At 40.7% G+C, this 17,119-nt stretch carries 11 protein-coding genes; 2 read left to right on the forward strand and 9 right to left on the reverse strand.

The window, feature by feature from the left end; translation table 11 throughout:
* Nucleotides 1-50: 50 nt before the first annotated feature.
* The 3 genes from VK159_RS18500 to VK159_RS18510 all read right to left on the reverse strand — a co-directional run bounded on the left by VK159_RS18500 (nucleotide 51) and on the right by VK159_RS18510 (nucleotide 5,003).
* Nucleotides 51-1,316 carry a hypothetical protein gene (locus VK159_RS18500; protein ID WP_324231653.1) on the reverse strand — a complete coding sequence of 422 codons (1,266 nt, stop codon included), beginning with the start codon at nucleotides 1,314-1,316 and terminating at the stop codon, nucleotides 51-53.
* Between the two features lie 27 nt (nucleotides 1,317-1,343).
* Nucleotides 1,344-3,959, reverse strand: coding sequence for a DNA gyrase subunit A (gene gyrA, locus VK159_RS18505; RefSeq protein ID WP_324231654.1), 2,616 nt, complete (start codon nucleotides 3,957-3,959; stop codon nucleotides 1,344-1,346).
* Between the two features lie 153 nt (nucleotides 3,960-4,112).
* Nucleotides 4,113-5,003, reverse strand: coding sequence for a DUF6089 family protein (locus tag VK159_RS18510; RefSeq protein WP_324231655.1), 891 nt, complete (start codon nucleotides 5,001-5,003; stop codon nucleotides 4,113-4,115).
* Nucleotides 5,004-5,154: 151 nt separating this feature from the next.
* On the opposite strand from VK159_RS18510, the gene VK159_RS18515 reads away from it, so the two are divergent.
* Nucleotides 5,155-6,210, forward strand: a complete 1,056-nt coding sequence (locus VK159_RS18515; RefSeq protein WP_324231656.1) for a tryptophan 2,3-dioxygenase family protein — start codon at nucleotides 5,155-5,157, stop codon at nucleotides 6,208-6,210.
* A gap of 250 nt (nucleotides 6,211-6,460) precedes the next feature.
* On the opposite strand, the gene VK159_RS18520 is transcribed toward VK159_RS18515, so the two are convergent.
* The 5 genes from VK159_RS18520 to VK159_RS18540 form a co-directional block, all read right to left on the reverse strand.
* Complete coding sequence (locus tag VK159_RS18520) at nucleotides 6,461-7,819, reverse strand: alpha-amylase family glycosyl hydrolase (RefSeq protein WP_324231657.1); 1,359 nt, start codon at nucleotides 7,817-7,819, stop codon at nucleotides 6,461-6,463.
* 71 nt (nucleotides 7,820-7,890) lie between these two features.
* Nucleotides 7,891-9,018 (reverse strand): cysteine desulfurase family protein, encoded by a 1,128-nt coding sequence (locus VK159_RS18525; protein ID WP_324231658.1) that lies wholly within the window; start codon nucleotides 9,016-9,018, stop codon nucleotides 7,891-7,893.
* A gap of 93 nt (nucleotides 9,019-9,111) precedes the next feature.
* Nucleotides 9,112-10,482 carry a phosphoglucosamine mutase gene (gene glmM / locus VK159_RS18530; protein ID WP_324231659.1) on the reverse strand — a complete coding sequence of 457 codons (1,371 nt, stop codon included), beginning with the start codon at nucleotides 10,480-10,482 and terminating at the stop codon, nucleotides 9,112-9,114.
* Nucleotides 10,483-10,610: 128 nt separating this feature from the next.
* Nucleotides 10,611-11,606: a DNA polymerase III subunit delta gene (holA, locus tag VK159_RS18535; protein ID WP_324231660.1), complete on the reverse strand. Its 996-nt coding sequence runs from the start codon at nucleotides 11,604-11,606 to the stop codon at nucleotides 10,611-10,613.
* On the reverse strand, nucleotides 11,603-12,346 hold the full coding sequence (locus VK159_RS18540; RefSeq protein ID WP_324231661.1) for a 3'-5' exonuclease: 744 nt from the start codon (nucleotides 12,344-12,346) through the stop codon (nucleotides 11,603-11,605). Before VK159_RS18540 ends, holA begins: the two co-directional genes overlap by 4 nt.
* Nucleotides 12,347-12,385: 39 nt before the next feature.
* Here VK159_RS18540 and VK159_RS18545 point away from each other — a divergent pair, with 39 nt between their 5' ends.
* Nucleotides 12,386-13,372, forward strand: a complete 987-nt coding sequence (locus VK159_RS18545) for a hypothetical protein (protein WP_324231662.1) — start codon at nucleotides 12,386-12,388, stop codon at nucleotides 13,370-13,372.
* Between the two features lie 176 nt (nucleotides 13,373-13,548).
* Here VK159_RS18545 and VK159_RS18550 read toward each other — a convergent pair whose 3' ends face one another.
* On the reverse strand, nucleotides 13,549-16,932 hold the full coding sequence (locus VK159_RS18550; RefSeq protein ID WP_324231663.1) for a hypothetical protein: 3,384 nt from the start codon (nucleotides 16,930-16,932) through the stop codon (nucleotides 13,549-13,551).
* Nucleotides 16,933-17,119: the final 187 nt, after the last annotated feature.

The following is a 17,119-nucleotide window of genomic DNA, read 5'->3' on the forward strand; positions in this document are numbered from 1 at the left end:
AAAAAAAGCTGTCGTATAACGACAGCTTTTAAGTTGACAGAACACCGGGTTTATTGATTCAACGCCTGGTATTTCGCATCAAATTCTTTTTCTTTATCCTTGTTGCCAAGGAAGCGATGAGCTTCAGTTAACAGGTACAACGTTGATTTGTATTCGTTCTTTGTACGCTTGTCTTTTAACTGATCTGCAGACATTGCAGTATAAATATTCAGTGAATTATCAAGATGTGGAAGCGATTCTTTCATGCGTTCTTCCATTTGTTTTTTCATCTCGGTCTTCTTCTGAGTGTCGGCCGGAGTTGTTCCTTTGATCTTTTTCATTTCATCCTGCATAGCTGCAGCTTCATTGAAATATGTTTTGCCGAGGAGCAAATGTGCATCCGGTTGTTTAGGATCAATTTCAATACAATTTTTTAATGTTGAAATAATTTTACCGAAGTATTCCGGTTTTTGTTCAGCCGTTGCTTTAGAATCCATGTAGAGCCAGTTAAATATCTCGGCTGCATAATCGTAACGTAATTCATAATCCTTGGGGTCTGTTGCAACAATACCTTCATACTTTTTAAAGATATCTAATGCATCGGCACCGCTCTTTCGCATCTTATCAAGTTCAATACGATCGTAATAGGTATCTTTTGGATAGAGCTTACGTCCTGATTCTGCATATTTTTTTGCAGCTTCCGTATCTTTCTTTTGTTCGTAATAATAAGCGAGGTAACGGTAAACTACATCATAACCTTCGCCACCAATATTTGCGTCAGCTAATTTCTGAAAGAACGATACCACTTCTTCCTTATTTTCTAATTGCATGGCAGCAGCCCCTGCATAATAATAAAGTATCGTATCAACTTCGCTCAGCGCCCATTTGTTTTTGTAGATGAAGCGACCAACTTTGTCGGCTTTCTTATAACCATCTAAAGCTCCTTGATAGTTGCCGCTATTGTATAGTTGATTAGCTTCTTTCTGGAGCTCCAGGTAATTTTCAAATACCGGGTACTGGCGGGTCATCATAAAGATCTCTGCCTGCTTTTGATCAAGCTCCATTGCTTTCTGATAGGCATCAAACGACTGCATCCACGCATCAGGAACCGTAGCTTTCAGATTGGCATCTTTGGCGATCTGGCCATAGATCAATCCTTTGTAATACCAGGCTTCCCAGTTCTTTTGTTCTTTTTCATTCGCTAAAGCAAGGTCAACTGCCTCTTTTGCTTTCGGCCAATCCTTTTTATCGTAGGCATTGCGGATCTTCTTTACATCCTGTGCAGAAAGACCCAGGCAAAACAGTACAGCAACCGCTGAGAAAAGAAATTTTTTCATCTCTTTATTTTTTGTGTTTATTGTTTTTTACTGATTGTCAGATGATTCAGGCGTTTCGTCGGTCGTTGTTGTTGTGTTATTATCTGAGTTGTCAGAAATGTTGTTATCTGAATTATCAGATGCTTCAGGTAGTACATCAGTTGCATCTGCTACTTCTTCCTCTTCATCCAGTCGGGTAATTGCTGCAATTTCGTCGCCCTCATCAACCCGAATCAGTTTTACACCTTGTGTCGCACGTCCCTGTTCGCTGATCTGATTCACTTTCATACGAATGGTAATGCCGCTCTTACAACTGATCATCAGATCTTCTTTCTCGGTTACTTCAAGCATACCAACCAACGGACCTGTTTTATCGGTAACGTTAATTGTTTTTACACCTTTACCGCCTCTGTTGGTCATCCGGTATTCATCAACCGGTGTACGCTTTCCGTATCCTTTTTCACTTACTACCAATACAGTGCGGCTTGTGTCATCCCTGTTTACACAAATCATACCAACCACTTCATCATTCTCATCATCCACTTCAATACCTGCTACACCAATGGCACCACGACCTGTTGGTCTTACTTTTTCTTCAGGGAAACGAATTGCACGACCACTCTTCACCGCCATCATGATCTCACTGCTGCCATCGGTCATCTTCGCTTCAAGTAATTCATCACCTTCAACGATGGTGATGGCGTTAACACCGGTTGCACGGCGTCTGCTAAAGTCTTCCAAAAGTGTCTTCTTGATGATCCCCTTTCTTGTACACAATACAATGTAATGATTCTTCACAAATTCTTCATCTTCGATATTGGCTACATCAATAATTGCTCTCACTTTATCATCAGGCGGTAATTGCATCAGGTTCTGAATTGCACGGCCTTTGCTTGTTTTATCGCCTTCAGGAATTTCATAACTCTTCAGCCAGTACACCCTTCCTTTTTCGGTAAAGAATAAAAGTGTATGGTGTGTAGATGCAACAAAGAGATGTTCTACATAATCTTCTTCCCTTGTTTTGCTACCCATAGCTCCCCTGCCGCCTCTGCGTTGCTGACGGTATTCGTTAGCCGAAGTACGTTTGATATAACCGTGATGTGAAATGGTGATCACCACATCTTCTTCTTTAATGAGATCTTCAATACGCACTTCATTATCTAAGTAAGTGATCTCAGTTTTACGTTCGTCACCAAACTTATCTTTAATTTCAAGCAGCTCTGTTTTGATGAGGTCGAAACGCATGGTTTCGTTTGATAAAAGCTCGTTCAAATGATTGATCAGTTTCATTAACTCATCATATTCATTCTTGATCTTATCACGCTCCATGCCGGTTAAACGCTGGAGACGGAGTTCAAGAATTGCTTTGGCTTGTATTTCATCCAGGCCCCAACCTGCATTGATCAGATTTTCTTTAGCAACATCTGGTGTTGCAGAACTGCGGATGAGTGCAATTACTTCATCAAGATGATCTAATGCAATAAGATAACCTAATAAGATATGTGCTCTCTCCTGCGCCTTGCGTAATTCAAATTTCGTACGACGTACAACAACCTCATGACGGAAGTCAACAAACTCCGAAATAAGTTCTTTGAGGTTTAGTGTCTTTGGCCGGCCTTTTACAATAGCAACATTATTGATGCCATACGATGTTTGCAGTTCGGTAAACTTAAACAGTTGATTAACGATCACGTTTGCAACAGCATCACGCTTCAAGTCAACAACAATACGTGTACCTTCTTTCTGGTTACTTTCATTGTTCACATGAACAATACCTTCAATCACTTTATTATTCACCAGCTGACCGATCTTATCTGTTAATGCATCACGGTTTACCTGGTAAGGTACTTCTGTAATGATGATCTGTTCTCTGCCACTTGTTTTTGTTTCGATGGTTAGTTTACCACGCAACACCACACGGCCACGTCCAAAATGTGCACCGGCTTTAATGCCTTCCATTCCGTAAATAGTTCCTGCTGTTGGAAAGTCAGGAGCTTTTACATGGGTCATCAATTCATCAATGGTGATCTCCCGGTTATCAATAAACGCAATACAACCATCAATAACTTCACCAAGGTTATGCGGCATCATGTTGGTAGCCATACCAACGGCAATACCACTTGAGCCATTCACTAATAATTGAGGAATACGTGTAGGAAGAACCGAAGGTTCTCTTTCGGAATCATCGAAGTTGTTTTGGAAGTCGACTGTTTCTTTGTCGATATCGCCCAGCATACTTTCAGTAAGACGTTCCATTCTCACCTCGGTATAACGCATTGCTGCAGGGCCATCACCATCCTGGTTACCAAAGTTACCCTGTCCATCAACCAATGTATAACGCATGCTCCATTCCTGGGCCATACGCACCATTGCATCGTAAACAGAACCATCGCCATGCGGGTGATACTTACCAAGCACCTCACCCACCACTCTCGCACTTTTCTTATAGGCTTTGTTGTATTGCAAACCTAGTTCGTTCATGGCATATAAAATGCGGCGATGAACGGGTTTTAATCCATCTCTTACATCGGGCAACGCACGGCCAACGATCACTGACATCGAATAATCGATGTAAGCAGTTTTCATTTGCTCTTCGATATTTACGGGAATGATACGACCATTTCTATCCTGCCCGTTTTCCATTGTATTTTCTGTTTGATCCATAGCTTAAAATGTCGCTTAAATTGAGGCGGCCAAAGATACCGAAAAGCATACGGAACCCGACAGAAAAACAGCCTTTATTTTCACTGTTTTTCAACAATTTATTGCAGTTTGTGGATAAGAAAACCGGGGTGATTTTTTAGCAGAAAAAACCGTTTAAAAAACGTTGGTTGGACAACCCAAACTTGAACGGCGTTTGCCCCCGCTACGTCCACCACTTGAACGGCCTCCGGTACGGTCGCCGCCGGTGATGCGATAGGTTAATGTTAAACCGAGAAAGTAGTAATTGTCTTTAAATTCAGAGCCACCTCTTTTTTCCAGATCAACCGGATACGGATCGATTGAATGACCGGGCACTTCCGGTGTACGAAAAGCCATTTCAACAGCTTTTGGTCCACGTGAAGCCAATAATACAGCCTGATCAACATAAGAACGGCTTACATCATCCATATAATCGGTAAATGTTTTGCGATAGCCAAACTCGGCTCCAATATCAATACGATCGGTTAACACCATACGAACACCAACACCTAATGGAACTGTAAACTGAACTAAACTATATGGCTGACGATCGGGATAACCAGCCAACCCCTGTCCTTCTGTTGAAAGTGGTTTCAGGAAAACTTTGTTCCCGGCCTGGTCGTATGCGTAAGGATTGTAGTGAAAGCCGGCAAGGGCGCCAAACACATAAGGCGAGAAAACCCTGTCGGTCATACCCAGAAAATGATATTCAGCACCGGCATGTAATTCAATAATATTTGTGGCAAAGCTGAGGTTGCGTAATTGGTTGGCCGGATTCGATTGAAAACGATCCTCGGCTCTGACTTCGGCAAAATGAAGCCCGCCACGTAACATCACAAATGGGTTAAGATCATAACTGGCCCAAAGCCCAACACTATACCTGGCCTGCTGAAATGTTAGCGGTTTCGATTGAAGGTCGCCGTTATAATTGGCCAATCCACCAAAGAGATTTAATCGAAGGTCTTGTGCAGTAAGTGCAGTAAAGGCTATAACAGAGAGTAAGGTTAAGATGAGTTTCTTTTGCATGATATTATTTGTTTTGCAAAAATAAAGCCAGTCTTACACAGGGTGCGTTATTTGCTAAAACGGTTAAATAAACGAATTCGTATGGCAAAGTAACTGCAGTCAGATATAAGTTCATGAAATTTCTTTAACCTTGCCGCCTTAACGAAAGCATATGAAACCTGATAACGGTCAATACTACCCTTCCTATTTACAGCTTGAAAAAATTCTCGACAGCCAAAACCCTTTAAGTTTTGCTGAAGGACAGGAACCTGCACATGATGAAATGTTGTTCATCATCATTCACCAGGCTTATGAATTATGGTTTAAACAAATTTTGTTCGAGCTGGATTTTGTAAAAAAAGTATTCAGCAAAGAAAAGGTTGATGATAACAGTGAAGACCTGAATCTTTGTCGTCATCGGTTAAAGCGTGTAACAAGTATTCTTGCATTACTAAATCAACAGGTAACAGTTCTTGATACAATGACGCCGATGGATTTTCTTGAATTCCGGAACCTCCTGACTCCTGCTTCGGGTTTTCAAAGCAAGCAGTTTCGTTTAATTGAAGCAACGCTTGGTTTGAAGATGGAAAGGCGTCATCAGCATGATTATTATAAACGCACCAACGAAGGTGGCTTTGCACAGAATGATTTTAATGAGATCAATTCGGTGGAAACATCTTCTACGATTCTTCAACTGGTGAATCAATGGCTGGAGCGTATGCCATTCTTTGATGAGAAATTCTGGAAAGGGTATGCTGCATTATATCCGTCAACACAACTTCATCCTTTCTGGAGCGATTACCGTTCGATCTATCAAAACAGTTTAACAGAAAGAGAACAACATAAGCTGGCTGATTTTGATACACAGTTTATACAGGAAAAACAAGCAGATGGTTCATTCAGCGATGCAGCAATGCGAAGTGCATTGTTCATTATGCTGTATCGAGATTTTCCGGTGTTTCAAACTTCATTTCAGATACTTGATACGTTGATTGAAATTGATCATTGGCTGGCAGGCTGGCGACATAAACATTATGTGATGGTGCGCCGTATGATTGGTATGCGTGTGGGAACAGGTAATACCAGCGGTGCCGGATATTTAGAAGGTGCTGTGCAACAGCATTACATCTTTAAAGATCTTGCTGCATTATCTACATATTTAATTGAACGCAGGAAATTACCGAAGCTGCCAGATGAATTGATCAAGGCGTTGGGATTTATTAGCTAAGAGTTTGAAAGAGGGAAATGAGAAAAAGAGATGGAGCACATCCGGTCACTCCATCTCTTTTTATTTGAATAATGCAATCACAATCAATGTGATTATTATCATGTGCGATAAATAACCAATCCAAAAACTTCTGTTACTGTTTTTCTGGTTTAATTGTTCCTTATAGTTTCCTTGAAAGCCGGAGAATATCCAATAAACAAATCCTCCAACAATCATCGGGATCAGGTATGCAATTGGTTTATCTGACATCTTAATAGCTGTAAACTAAATAACCCCAAGGTGCCAGAGCAAAAGATTGTCCATCTTTCAAAATTTCTGTCTTCCCAAGAAATACATTTTCAGGTTGGCCATTTATAGCTTCCTGAAAAGTTGTTGTTTGTGGCTTGTTGGAAAGATTCAATATCACCAATACTTTTTTTCCACCTTTTTCTCTTGTGTAAGCAAAAACTGCATCATCATTTGAAGAAATGAGTTTTGTATAAACAGCATCAACGGCCAATGCAGGTGTGCTCTTACGCAATGCAAGTAAGGTTTTATAAAAAGCAGCACGCTTGTATTTGCCAAATGTGATGGTGTCTTTATAGAAAAATGAAATGGAATCAAGGAAAGGTTCTTCCTGTCCGCTGTAAATCAACGGCAATGTGTTTTTCCATGTTTGTGATAATACAGCAAACGGTGCATGCACTTCGCCGGGCATTGTTTCATAGTCGGCTTTGTTCCAGCTGTTCTCATCGTGGTTGCTGGTGAAATACATTTTGATATAGTTCGGCGAATACGATTCATCTAAATGACGAATCACTGTGTCTAACACTTTAGCACTGGCTTCACCTTTTGCTACTTTTTTCATCTTGGCAAAACCGTCCCAGCCATAGCTTGCATGAAAGCCTGCATCATGCAACCAGGCAACATCACCTTCAGCCAGCATAAAAATATCAGGTTTTACTGTTTTCAGTTCAGCAATGCAATGTTGCCAGAAACTACGTGGCACTTCACCTGCCACATCACAACGGAATCCATCGATCTTCGTTTCAGTTAACCAGAATTTCATGGCGTTGATCATGCTGTCGTGCAAAACAGGATTCCAGAAGTTGAGATCACGTGTATCGCTCCAATCGAACGCAAAAGCCAATGTGCCATCATCTTTCTTTACAAAAAAATCAGGGTTGCTTTGTATCCATCTGTTATCAGCTCCGGTATGATTGGCCACCCAATCAGTAATTACTTTAAAGCCGAGTTCATGGGCTTTATTCACCAGGCTTTTCCAATCGTCAATTGTGCCAAACTCAGGATTCACCCCCGTATAATCGGCAACTGCATAATAACTTCCCAACACGCCTTTACGATCCACCTTGCTGATGGGTGTGATGGGCATAAACCAAAGTATCTCGGCTCCCATTTCTTTGAGGCGTGGAAGGTTTGCTTCGAAGGCTTTGAATGTTCCCTCAGGTGTGTATTGGCGAACATTCACCTCATAAATATTCGATTGTAAAACATATTCAGGTATGCCCGGGGAAGCAACAGGTTCTGTTTTCTTTTCAACTTCAGTTCTACATGAGTTTGCAAAAAGCATGACTGCGGGAGCAGCAAGCAGTAATTTACGCAGGATCATAATCAATGTTTTAAAAAGGAAATTTAAACATTTTTGATTACGATAAAAAAACTCTTCCTTACCGGTAAACCTTAGATCAATGTTTTTAATTTTTCCACCACTACATCCACTTCTTCTTTTGTATTGAATTTGCTGAATGAGAAGCGAACTGGTATCTGATTAGGGTTACTGTTGATTGCACGGATCACATGCGAGCCTTGTTGTGCACCACTTGTGCAGGCGCTTCCACCTGATGCACAAATACCATCCATATCAAGATTCATCAACAGCATTTCAGATTTTTCTGATTTCGGAAAGCTTACATTCAGCACTGTGTAATTGCTTCTTCCCATTGGGTCGCCGTTAAAACTTACGCCCTTGATATTTTTCTTGAGTTGCTCGATCATGTAATACTTGATGCTTTGAATATGAGCACTCTCCTCTTCGAGTTTATCTGTTGCGATCTGCAATGCTTTTGCAAAACCTACAATGCCATACACGTTTTCTGTACCGGCACGCATGTTACGTTCCTGTCCGCCACCATGGATATATGGTTTGATGTGAACGTTTTCATTGATGTATAAAAGTCCGGCACCTTTTGGTCCGTGGAATTTATGAGCCGATCCGCTGATGAAATGCACAGGTGTGCTGCGCAGATCGAACGGGAAATGACCAATGGTTTGTACAGTATCGGAATGAAAAATAGCGTTATACATTTTACATAAATTACCCACAGCGTGCAGATCGGTAATGTTGCCGATCTCGTTATTGGCATGCATGAGGGTAACCAATGTTTTTTCTTCGGTTGATGCAAGCAACTGCTCGAGGTGTTCAAGATCAATATGACCATTGGGCAACACATTTACAAAACTCACTTTTGCTTCGTCACGGTTATCAAGGTATTCAACAGTATGCAATGTTGCATGATGTTCGATAGGAGATGTAATGATATGTTTACAACCAAGATCACGAACTGAAGCTGTGATAGCCGTATTGGAACTTTCGGTACCACCACTTGTAAAGAAAATTTCAGCTGGGTGTGCATTCAGGATCTTTGCAACCGATTTGCGTGAATTTTCAATGGCCAGTCTTGTTTCCCGTCCAAAAGAATAAATAGAAGAAGGATTACCAAATCCGTTCTGCAGAAAAGGCAACATTGCATCTAATACCTGTGGATCGATGGCTGTAGTGGCGGCGTTGTCGAAATAAATACGGGTCATGTTAAGGGAAATGAGGCTGCAAAGATAATAAGTTAAAGCTTGTAAACTGAGCCGATGAGTCACCCGCTGTGTTCAAGGGTGGCTCACCGTATCTTACATCAAACTTTTAATTGTATTCATTACATCATTTGCCAAAGCATCTGCTCTCTCTGTTGTTGATGCTTCAGAATAAACCCGGATGATCGGTTCAGTATTGCTGCTCCGTAAATGCACCCAGCTTTTGTCAAACTCAATCTTTACACCATCAACTGTATTTACAGGTTGTGCAGCATATTGATCTTTCACTTTCACCAGCAGTGCCTTTACATCCGTTTCTTTTGGCAGATCGATTTTTTGCTTGCTCATGAAATAATCCGGGTACGACTTACGAAGTGCTGCTGTTGTTTTGTTTGATTGTGCCAGATGTGTTAAGAATAAAGCAATTCCGATGAGCGCATCTCTTCCGTAATGCAATTGCGGATCGATGATGCCACCGTTTCCTTCGCCGCCAATGACGGCGTTTACTTCTTTCATCATCTTCACCACATTCACTTCGCCAACTGCACTGGCAAAATATTCACCACCATGTTTCTCTGTTACATCTTTCAATGCACGTGTGGATGAAAGATTAGAAACGGTATTACCTTTTTGTTTTGATAAGACGTAATCAGCAACAGCAACCAATGTATATTCTTCGCCAAACAAACTTCCATCATCGCTTACAAAACATAAACGATCAACATCAGGATCAACTGCAATACCAAGATCGGCTTTTTGTTTTACCACTTCCGTACAAAGGTCAACGAGGTTTTCTGCAAGCGGTTCAGGGTTGTGTGCAAAATTGCCGTGCATCTCTGCATGAAGAACAGTATAGTTCTTTACACCCAATGCTTCCAGCAATGCAGGAACTGCAACGGCACCTGAACTATTGATGGCATCGATTACAACATTAAAATTCTTTTCTGCAATGATCTTTTTATCAACCAACGGATGAACAAGGATGGCATCAATATGTGTTTGCAATAAAGTATCATCAGCTGAGTAAGTGCCGAGTTCATCAACGCCTGCAAAATCAAATGCTTCTTTGTCGGCGATCTGCAGCATTTGCTGCCCAAGTTCAGCACTGATGAATTCACCTTTTTCGTTCAAGAGCTTTAAGGCATTCCATTGTTTTGGGTTGTGCGATGCCGTTAGAATTATACCACCATCTGCCCCTTCAAACTTTACGGCCATTTCAACGGTTGGTGTTGTACTTAATCCCAGATCAATTACATGCAGACCCATTCCCAGCAAAGTATTCACCACAAGGCTGCGCACCATTTCACCACTCATACGTCCATCACGACCAACGATTACTTTTTTGCCTTTGCCCAAGATAGTTGCGTATGCTGCCGTGAATTTTACAATATCAACAGGAGTAAGATTATCGCCGGGTGCACCACCAATGGTACCACGAATGCCGGAGATCGATTTCATTAAAGCCATGGCTGATTTATGATTTTAAATTTGCGATTGCTGATTTGCTGCGAAGGTAATGGATGTTCTTTGTTCGGGATGTGTTGGTGCAACCGTATGCGTCAGGATTCATCACTCATCATTCATTACACATTATCTTACATCATCATCTTATAGATCATTTCTTTTAACAGCGATGCATCTTCTGTACCCACATCTCCCACCCCAACGCTTCTTAAGTTGTAATGATGCATTAATAATAGAGCTGATTGCACACCTTCAAATCCGTACACCGATGCCGTGGCTTTATAATCTTTCATGAACCAGGCATTGATGCCTGTTTGAGCAGCGACCGCTTTATCATCGCCCTGCGCACCAAACAGCATAAACACTTTGGAGAAATAACTGTAGAGTGATGGCAGAATCAGTTGAATAGGTGCAGCTTTGGGATTACTTTCAAAATACTGCACGATCTGCAAAGCCTTCGCTAAATTCTTTTTGCCAACTGCATTCTGCAGTTCAAACACATTGTATTCTTTGCTGATGCCGACAAAGTTTTCAATATCATCATCCGTAATTGTTTTTCGGTTTCCGAGGTTAAGAATCACTTTATCAACTTCGTTGGCTATACGGCTGAGATCGTTACCAATATGATCAACCAATAAATGAACGGCCTTTTGTGTGGGCTGGTAACCTTTGCTTTCAATGAAGTCTTGCGTCCAGGCAGGTAATTCATTATCGTACATTTTTTTTGTACTGAGTACCTCACCTTTTTCTTTCAACAGTTTGGCAAGCTTACTGCGGCCATCTACTTTCTTTTCCTTATGGCCAACAACAAAAATGGTTGATGATAAAGGATTGTTGATATAGCTTTCCAGCTTATCAATATCCTTCATCTGTTGTGCTTCTTTCAGGATCACCACCTGCTTATCAGAAAACATCGGATAGCGCATACATGCATTCACCACATCACTCCACGCTGCATCTTTTCCATAAAAAACAGAAAGGTTAAATCCAGCTTCAGCTTCACTTAAAATGTGATGCTCTGCTGCATCAACCAACTGGTCAATGTAAAAATCTTCTTCCCCTTCAAACCAGTAAACAGGTTTAAAGCTTTTCTTTTTCCAGTCGTTAAGAATTTTGGTTACACTCATTTTACCTGGTCGGCAATAAAAATATTTTCAGCCGGCAGCAAAGGTAATTGTTGCAGCCGTAGAAAAATCTGGGCCGTTGCAATCACATCTTTCTGGCAATACTCGACAATACGGGGCAGATCTTTTTGTACATAATAAATTTCTTTAACCTGACTGCCGTCAGTATTTTCTTTAGGCGTTGGAATACCTAAGCAATGTGCCAGGAGGTTAAGTGAAGTATAATTTTTATAATCGCCAAACTTCCATAGCTGCATGGTATCTACCAGGTTTGTTTCCCAGGGTTTTTTACCACTGAATTGAAGAAAAGAAGGCAGGTTTAGTCCGTTGATGAGAATACGACGGCTGATGTAAGGAATATCGAATTCTTTAATATTATGCCCGGCAAAATGCATGGCAGGATTTGTTTTGTAGAACTTATCAACAGCATTAATAAATTCAGCTAACAGCTGTTGTTCATTATTTCCTGCATAAGATTTTAATCGAAAACACAGTCTTCCACCCTTATCGGTATAAAAATAGCCTGTGCTGATGCAGATTATTTTGCCAAATTCAGCCTGAATTCCCGCTCTTTGTTCATACATTTCAGCTGGCGAAAAATTTTCTGGCATGGTTTTGGAAATTTTGTCTGCCCAGAGAACTTTCCATAGTTCCGGCAGCTCTTCAAACGATTCAAATTGTGGTACTGTTTCGATATCGAGTACCAGGATGTGGTCGGGTTGTATGTGTTGTTGGTTAGCCATGAAATAAAAATAAATTTTAAAAATTAAAAATCAAACAGTATGTCTTATTCAAACTATCCTTCCGCAGCTCCCCAGGATAATCCACCTGCAGCGCCTAAGAACAGTAACCGTGGTTTGATCTACGGATTATTAATTGCCGCTTTACTTGGCACATGGGGTTATATTATCTGGGACAAGTCAAAAACCAAAGAAGTAACAACTCAGTTACAGGCACAATTGAGCACAAGCGACAGCAGCAAAAGTGCAATCCAGGGTGAATACAATTCTGCCTTGCAACGTCTTGACGAATTAACAAGCATGAATGCCAGCATGGACAGCTTGGTTAAAACGAAAGACAGCGAAATCGGTAACATGAAAAAGCGTATTCAGACTTTACTGAATAAGCAAAATAAAACAGCAGCTGATCTTGCTGAAGCAAAACGTTTGATCAACGAATTGAATGAAAAGATCAGTGGTTTTGTAGTAGAAGTTGAAACATTGCGTGGTGAAAACCTGCAATTGAAAACAGACAAGCAGGAATTGACAGTTCAGAAAGAAGCTTTACAGGTGCAGTACGATCAAACTTCTGCTGAAAAGAAAGTGGTTGAGGAAAAACTGGATGTAGCTTCTACATTGAATGCTTCAAACATCAACATCGTAACAATCGACGAGCGTCGTAACGGTAAAGAAAAAGAAAAAGATGTTGCAAAGCGTGTTGATAAAATCCGTTTGTCATTCAACGTATTCAACCGTGTTGGTGAAGAAGGTACAAAAGATGTTTATGTAGTGATCACTGATCCTACAGGACAAGTGGTAAGCAATGAAGCATTGGGTAGCGGTCGTTTCACAACTAGAGAAGAAGGTGAAAGAGTGTTTACAAAAATGTCAACTCTTACTTTCGCTGCAGGTAAAACAACTCCTGTTTCAATTGAGTGGAAACCAGGTGCGAAATTTGTAGAAGGTGCTTACAAAGTTGAGATCTATAACAATGGTTTCAAAATTGGTGAAGGTTCAAAGACATTACGTAAAGGCGGTTTATTTAGCTAAGCATACATACACGTTGATGGTTTATTAAGAGCGGTGGATTCTTCCACCGCTCTTTTTTATATTGGTCGGCACGGTTGAAAACCGTCAGACCATAGCGTTATGATTGACAAATTAATTTTAATGATAAAAAGAAAAGATGTTGAAATGCCTAGCCGTAAAAGGCAGGAACGAAGGTTTTAAAACAACGCTCTTACACTTGCCCTGCCTGTATGAATAGCTTTTGCTTCACCGGGTTTTCTTCCCTCGTAGGTGAAATTGATTTCCATGTTATTGGCAAGTCTCCTGGTAAAATCGATATTCCATAAATAGTTTTTGCCGGGTAATAACGCATCGAGCATAATAAATGCAACGGTAGAATTAGTAGCACCATTGAACTTGATATTACTGAATTGAAATTTACCATTGATGGTGCTGCTTGAAAGTACATTGTAACGCATCTCTGTAATAATGGAATTGATGACAGCACGTTCCTTTTGTCCTTCCTCGTTTTGTTTATCCTCGTATTTATAATTTAATGAGAAACGATATTTGGTGCCGCTCTGGAAACTGATGGATGGTTCGGTTACCCATTGTGCAAGATCATAGTTCCTGTTGCCGAACTTGGGCGTTTCCAATTGATTTTTGATAGACTTTACCAATACATTTGTTGAAAAATTTTTACTGAGGTTCCAACGGATGCGACCCGAAAGATCACGCAATGTTCGTGTTTCTAAACCATAGGTGAGAATGGAGCGACCAACATTCTGCACATGTGTAAGATCTACACCCCACACATTACTTGTGCGGTTAAAGAACAATGTGTTGGTTAAAACAGAACTTAATGAAATAAGACTGGTATCTGCTTTTGGTTTTGAGAATGGATCGAGGTTGATGTTTTTATCCGAGATCTCTTTTTTGAATATCTGGAGACCTGATTGCAGTGTGATACGTGTTAAGAACTTTTTCATTCCTTTTGATTTGTTCAGATCGATCAAAGCTCTTGGATTAAGATTTACACTGTAGTTAAACTGGTTGTAGTTGGCACGTATAAAATCAAGTGTGGGTGTAAATACACGAATGTAACGGGCTTGGTCCTGGTATAGCGCTACTTCAAATTCGTTTAGCTGTGGAATGCCGTCAGTATTATAATCATTCCAGGTAAATTCACCTTGACCCGCAGGTACTTCCAGGAAAGAATAATCACGGCGTTGTTCCTGTCCGCTACCGGCTTCGTACAAAATATTACCGGTAAGCATTCCTTTCCATTCGTTCACAAAATATTCAGCCCTGCCTAATACAGAACGTTCAGGTTTTTGTCCGGTCAGCTGGCTATTGTATACTTTCAATTCTCTTATTGTTGCATTTAAACGGAACTGATGTTTTTCACTACTCATCAATTCAACGTAAGCGTTGTAGTTGAAGCTTCGATCGGTTTGTTCCAAAGCTTTTCCAAGCGGAAGTTTATCACGACGTGTAAAGAAATTCAATCCCCATTTATTAGATGCTTCTTTTGAACGCAGGTAAAGCGTCCATGTATCCCACATGAATGTGAGTGATGATAAAGAATCAGTAATACGGTTACGGGTCTCACTGTGTTCTAAATAATATTGTCCCCCGAGTTCAATTTTATCAAGCTTATCAAATCTTCTTTTCAGATCAACAGTTGGTCGCAGGAAAAAACCTTTGTTGCGGCCACTATCGGTAGATGAATAATTGATATTGCCTGTCCACGTCCATCCTTTTTGTTGAAAGCTATGCTGTACTGCATGACGAATACCTTTGAACAGGAAGCCACGTTGATAATTCTGTATGTTATAACTGAAGCGGTGATTGGTTGTACGCATCAGCTCCAAACCTGCACTGATGATCTGTTCTTTTTCCTGTTGCAGAAAAATGGGAAGCCCCCACTCCCTTGTAAATTCAACCGGGCGCAAGCGTTCCAATGCACGGAAACTTTCCTGCACAAATTCATAACTGCTGTTGAGTTTATACGTCAATGGTTTTTGCGGATTGCCTTTGAACTTGTTATTGTACTGTAATGCCACTCGACCAGCCACCCCATCGTCATTCGTTTTATCTTTTCTTGAAAGTGTATTTATATCGAACCTGCTGATCGCAAGTTCTGATTTTACCAATAGTTCTTTCGTGATTTGATAATCTGTTCCAACAGTCATCATTTGTTGCGTACGTGGTGCCACCAAACGCACAGCCGGTGCATACCTTCCTTGCCGTATGCCATTTACCGGGGCGATCCATTTGAATGTTCTTCCGTTTGCTCCTGCTTCTTCCAGCACATAATCAGCATTGCCAAAACCAACATCGGTAAACGATGCAGTGTATACGTCGGGTTGATCAACGGTTGTGTACACCAACACAGAATCATATGAAATGCTGTTAACTGTTGAATCGACCAACCGATACACGATCTTGTTGGCTGCAAAGGTGTCTTTGGCAATGGATGGATATAATGCTGTTTCTACCCGGTCACCAATATCAAACAAAAACTGCTTTTGCTCTGTTGTCAAAAACTGGTTAACGGATGTGTTCTTTGAATCCGCATTTGAAAAGGCGTTAACTCTGAACGTGAGTTTCTGATTTACTTTCAATTCATTCCCGACAAAGAATTGTGAGTTGAGAAAATTGCGATCTGCATATTCAAACTCCACTTGTATACGCCGGTCTTTGTTGATCATGCGTCGTGGAGTAAATGTTATTTCAGCCGTGTTGTAATTGATCACATAATCTTGGTCTTCACCACGCTGCATTAATTCGCCATCAATAAACACCCGCTCCGTCCCTGCAAGTACAATAAAAAATAATTCACCATTTGGACCTTGTAAACGATACGGTCCCTGGTTACCTTCCTGCCCTTGAAAAACATAACGGTTAAACTTTCCCTTTGCAATAGCGCCCGACAGCATAGTTGTATTCTTCCCTTGTTTGAATACATTTGATTCGTTCTGAAAAGAAAGACCCTGCAGTCGTTTAAAGAAGCTGAGGAAGTAAGCATCGTTTCGTCTGATATCAATATCACCAAGGTTAAGTTGCCAGCCTTTCTTTTTCAATTGAATCCACACCCTGTCAAACTCATTCAACTGTTGCGTATTTCCTTCTGCCTGTACAGGAATATTATTATCAGTCAATGCAGCTGATAACAACATGCTGTCACCTATCACGCCATTGATCTGCATATTCAAAACACCATTTACAACAGCATCCTGGTTGTTGCCAAATGATATACCACGACCAAAACTTCCGTTGTAATTCACATTGCCAAAATCGAACATGCTTTTTCCAAAACCTGTATTTTGATCGATGGTGATAGGCGCTGTGAGAAAATTATTTTTTACATCTTCAAAATTCATGCGCTGCACCTGCGCATTGAGTTTGTATGGGAACACACGATAGGTGATCATGATAGAATCCATTGCTGGCGGATTTATCCAAAACAATCGGCCATTCACTTCATCCACAGTAAAACGCTCTAATCCAATACCCGGAATAATGACAGATTTTGGAACAATACTCAGACTATCGAGCTTAACCGAACTTGTTTTTGTGCTGATTTTCTTACTACGCAAATTCGATAAGGAGTTGGGCTGCTGTGCAAACGACAGCAGGGAGGAAAGCAATAAGGCGATGAAAAAAGCGAGTTTTCTGATAAGTCAGTGGTTTTCAGGATAAGAATGCATAAAAATAGAATTTATTGTGCTAATAAGACCTCCGGTTTTTTTAAAACCCCGGTGGTCTTCCCAAAAAACGAAAAGA

Source organism: Lacibacter sp., assembly GCF_035299325.1.
In the GTDB taxonomy this organism is placed as follows: Bacteria; Bacteroidota; Bacteroidia; order Chitinophagales; family Chitinophagaceae; genus Lacibacter.

Excerpts from the sequence above, each read along its gene's own strand:
- VK159_RS18500 (WP_324231653.1), bottom strand. The coding sequence starts at position 1,316 with ATGAAAAAATTTCTTTTCTCAGCGGTTGCTGTACTGTTTTGCCTGGGT.
- gyrA (WP_324231654.1), bottom strand. The coding sequence starts at position 3,959 with ATGGATCAAACAGAAAATACAATGGAAAACGGGCAGGATAGAAATGGT.
- VK159_RS18510 (WP_324231655.1), bottom strand. The coding sequence starts at position 5,003 with ATGCAAAAGAAACTCATCTTAACCTTACTCTCTGTTATAGCCTTTACT.
- VK159_RS18515 (WP_324231656.1), top strand. The coding sequence starts at position 5,155 with ATGAAACCTGATAACGGTCAATACTACCCTTCCTATTTACAGCTTGAA.
- VK159_RS18520 (WP_324231657.1), bottom strand. The coding sequence starts at position 7,819 with ATGATCCTGCGTAAATTACTGCTTGCTGCTCCCGCAGTCATGCTTTTT.
- VK159_RS18525 (WP_324231658.1), bottom strand. The coding sequence starts at position 9,018 with ATGACCCGTATTTATTTCGACAACGCCGCCACTACAGCCATCGATCCA.
- glmM (WP_324231659.1), bottom strand. The coding sequence starts at position 10,482 with ATGGCTTTAATGAAATCGATCTCCGGCATTCGTGGTACCATTGGTGGT.
- holA (WP_324231660.1), bottom strand. The coding sequence starts at position 11,606 with ATGAGTGTAACCAAAATTCTTAACGACTGGAAAAAGAAAAGCTTTAAA.
- VK159_RS18540 (WP_324231661.1), bottom strand. The coding sequence starts at position 12,346 with ATGGCTAACCAACAACACATACAACCCGACCACATCCTGGTACTCGAT.
- VK159_RS18545 (WP_324231662.1), top strand. The coding sequence starts at position 12,386 with ATGTCTTATTCAAACTATCCTTCCGCAGCTCCCCAGGATAATCCACCT.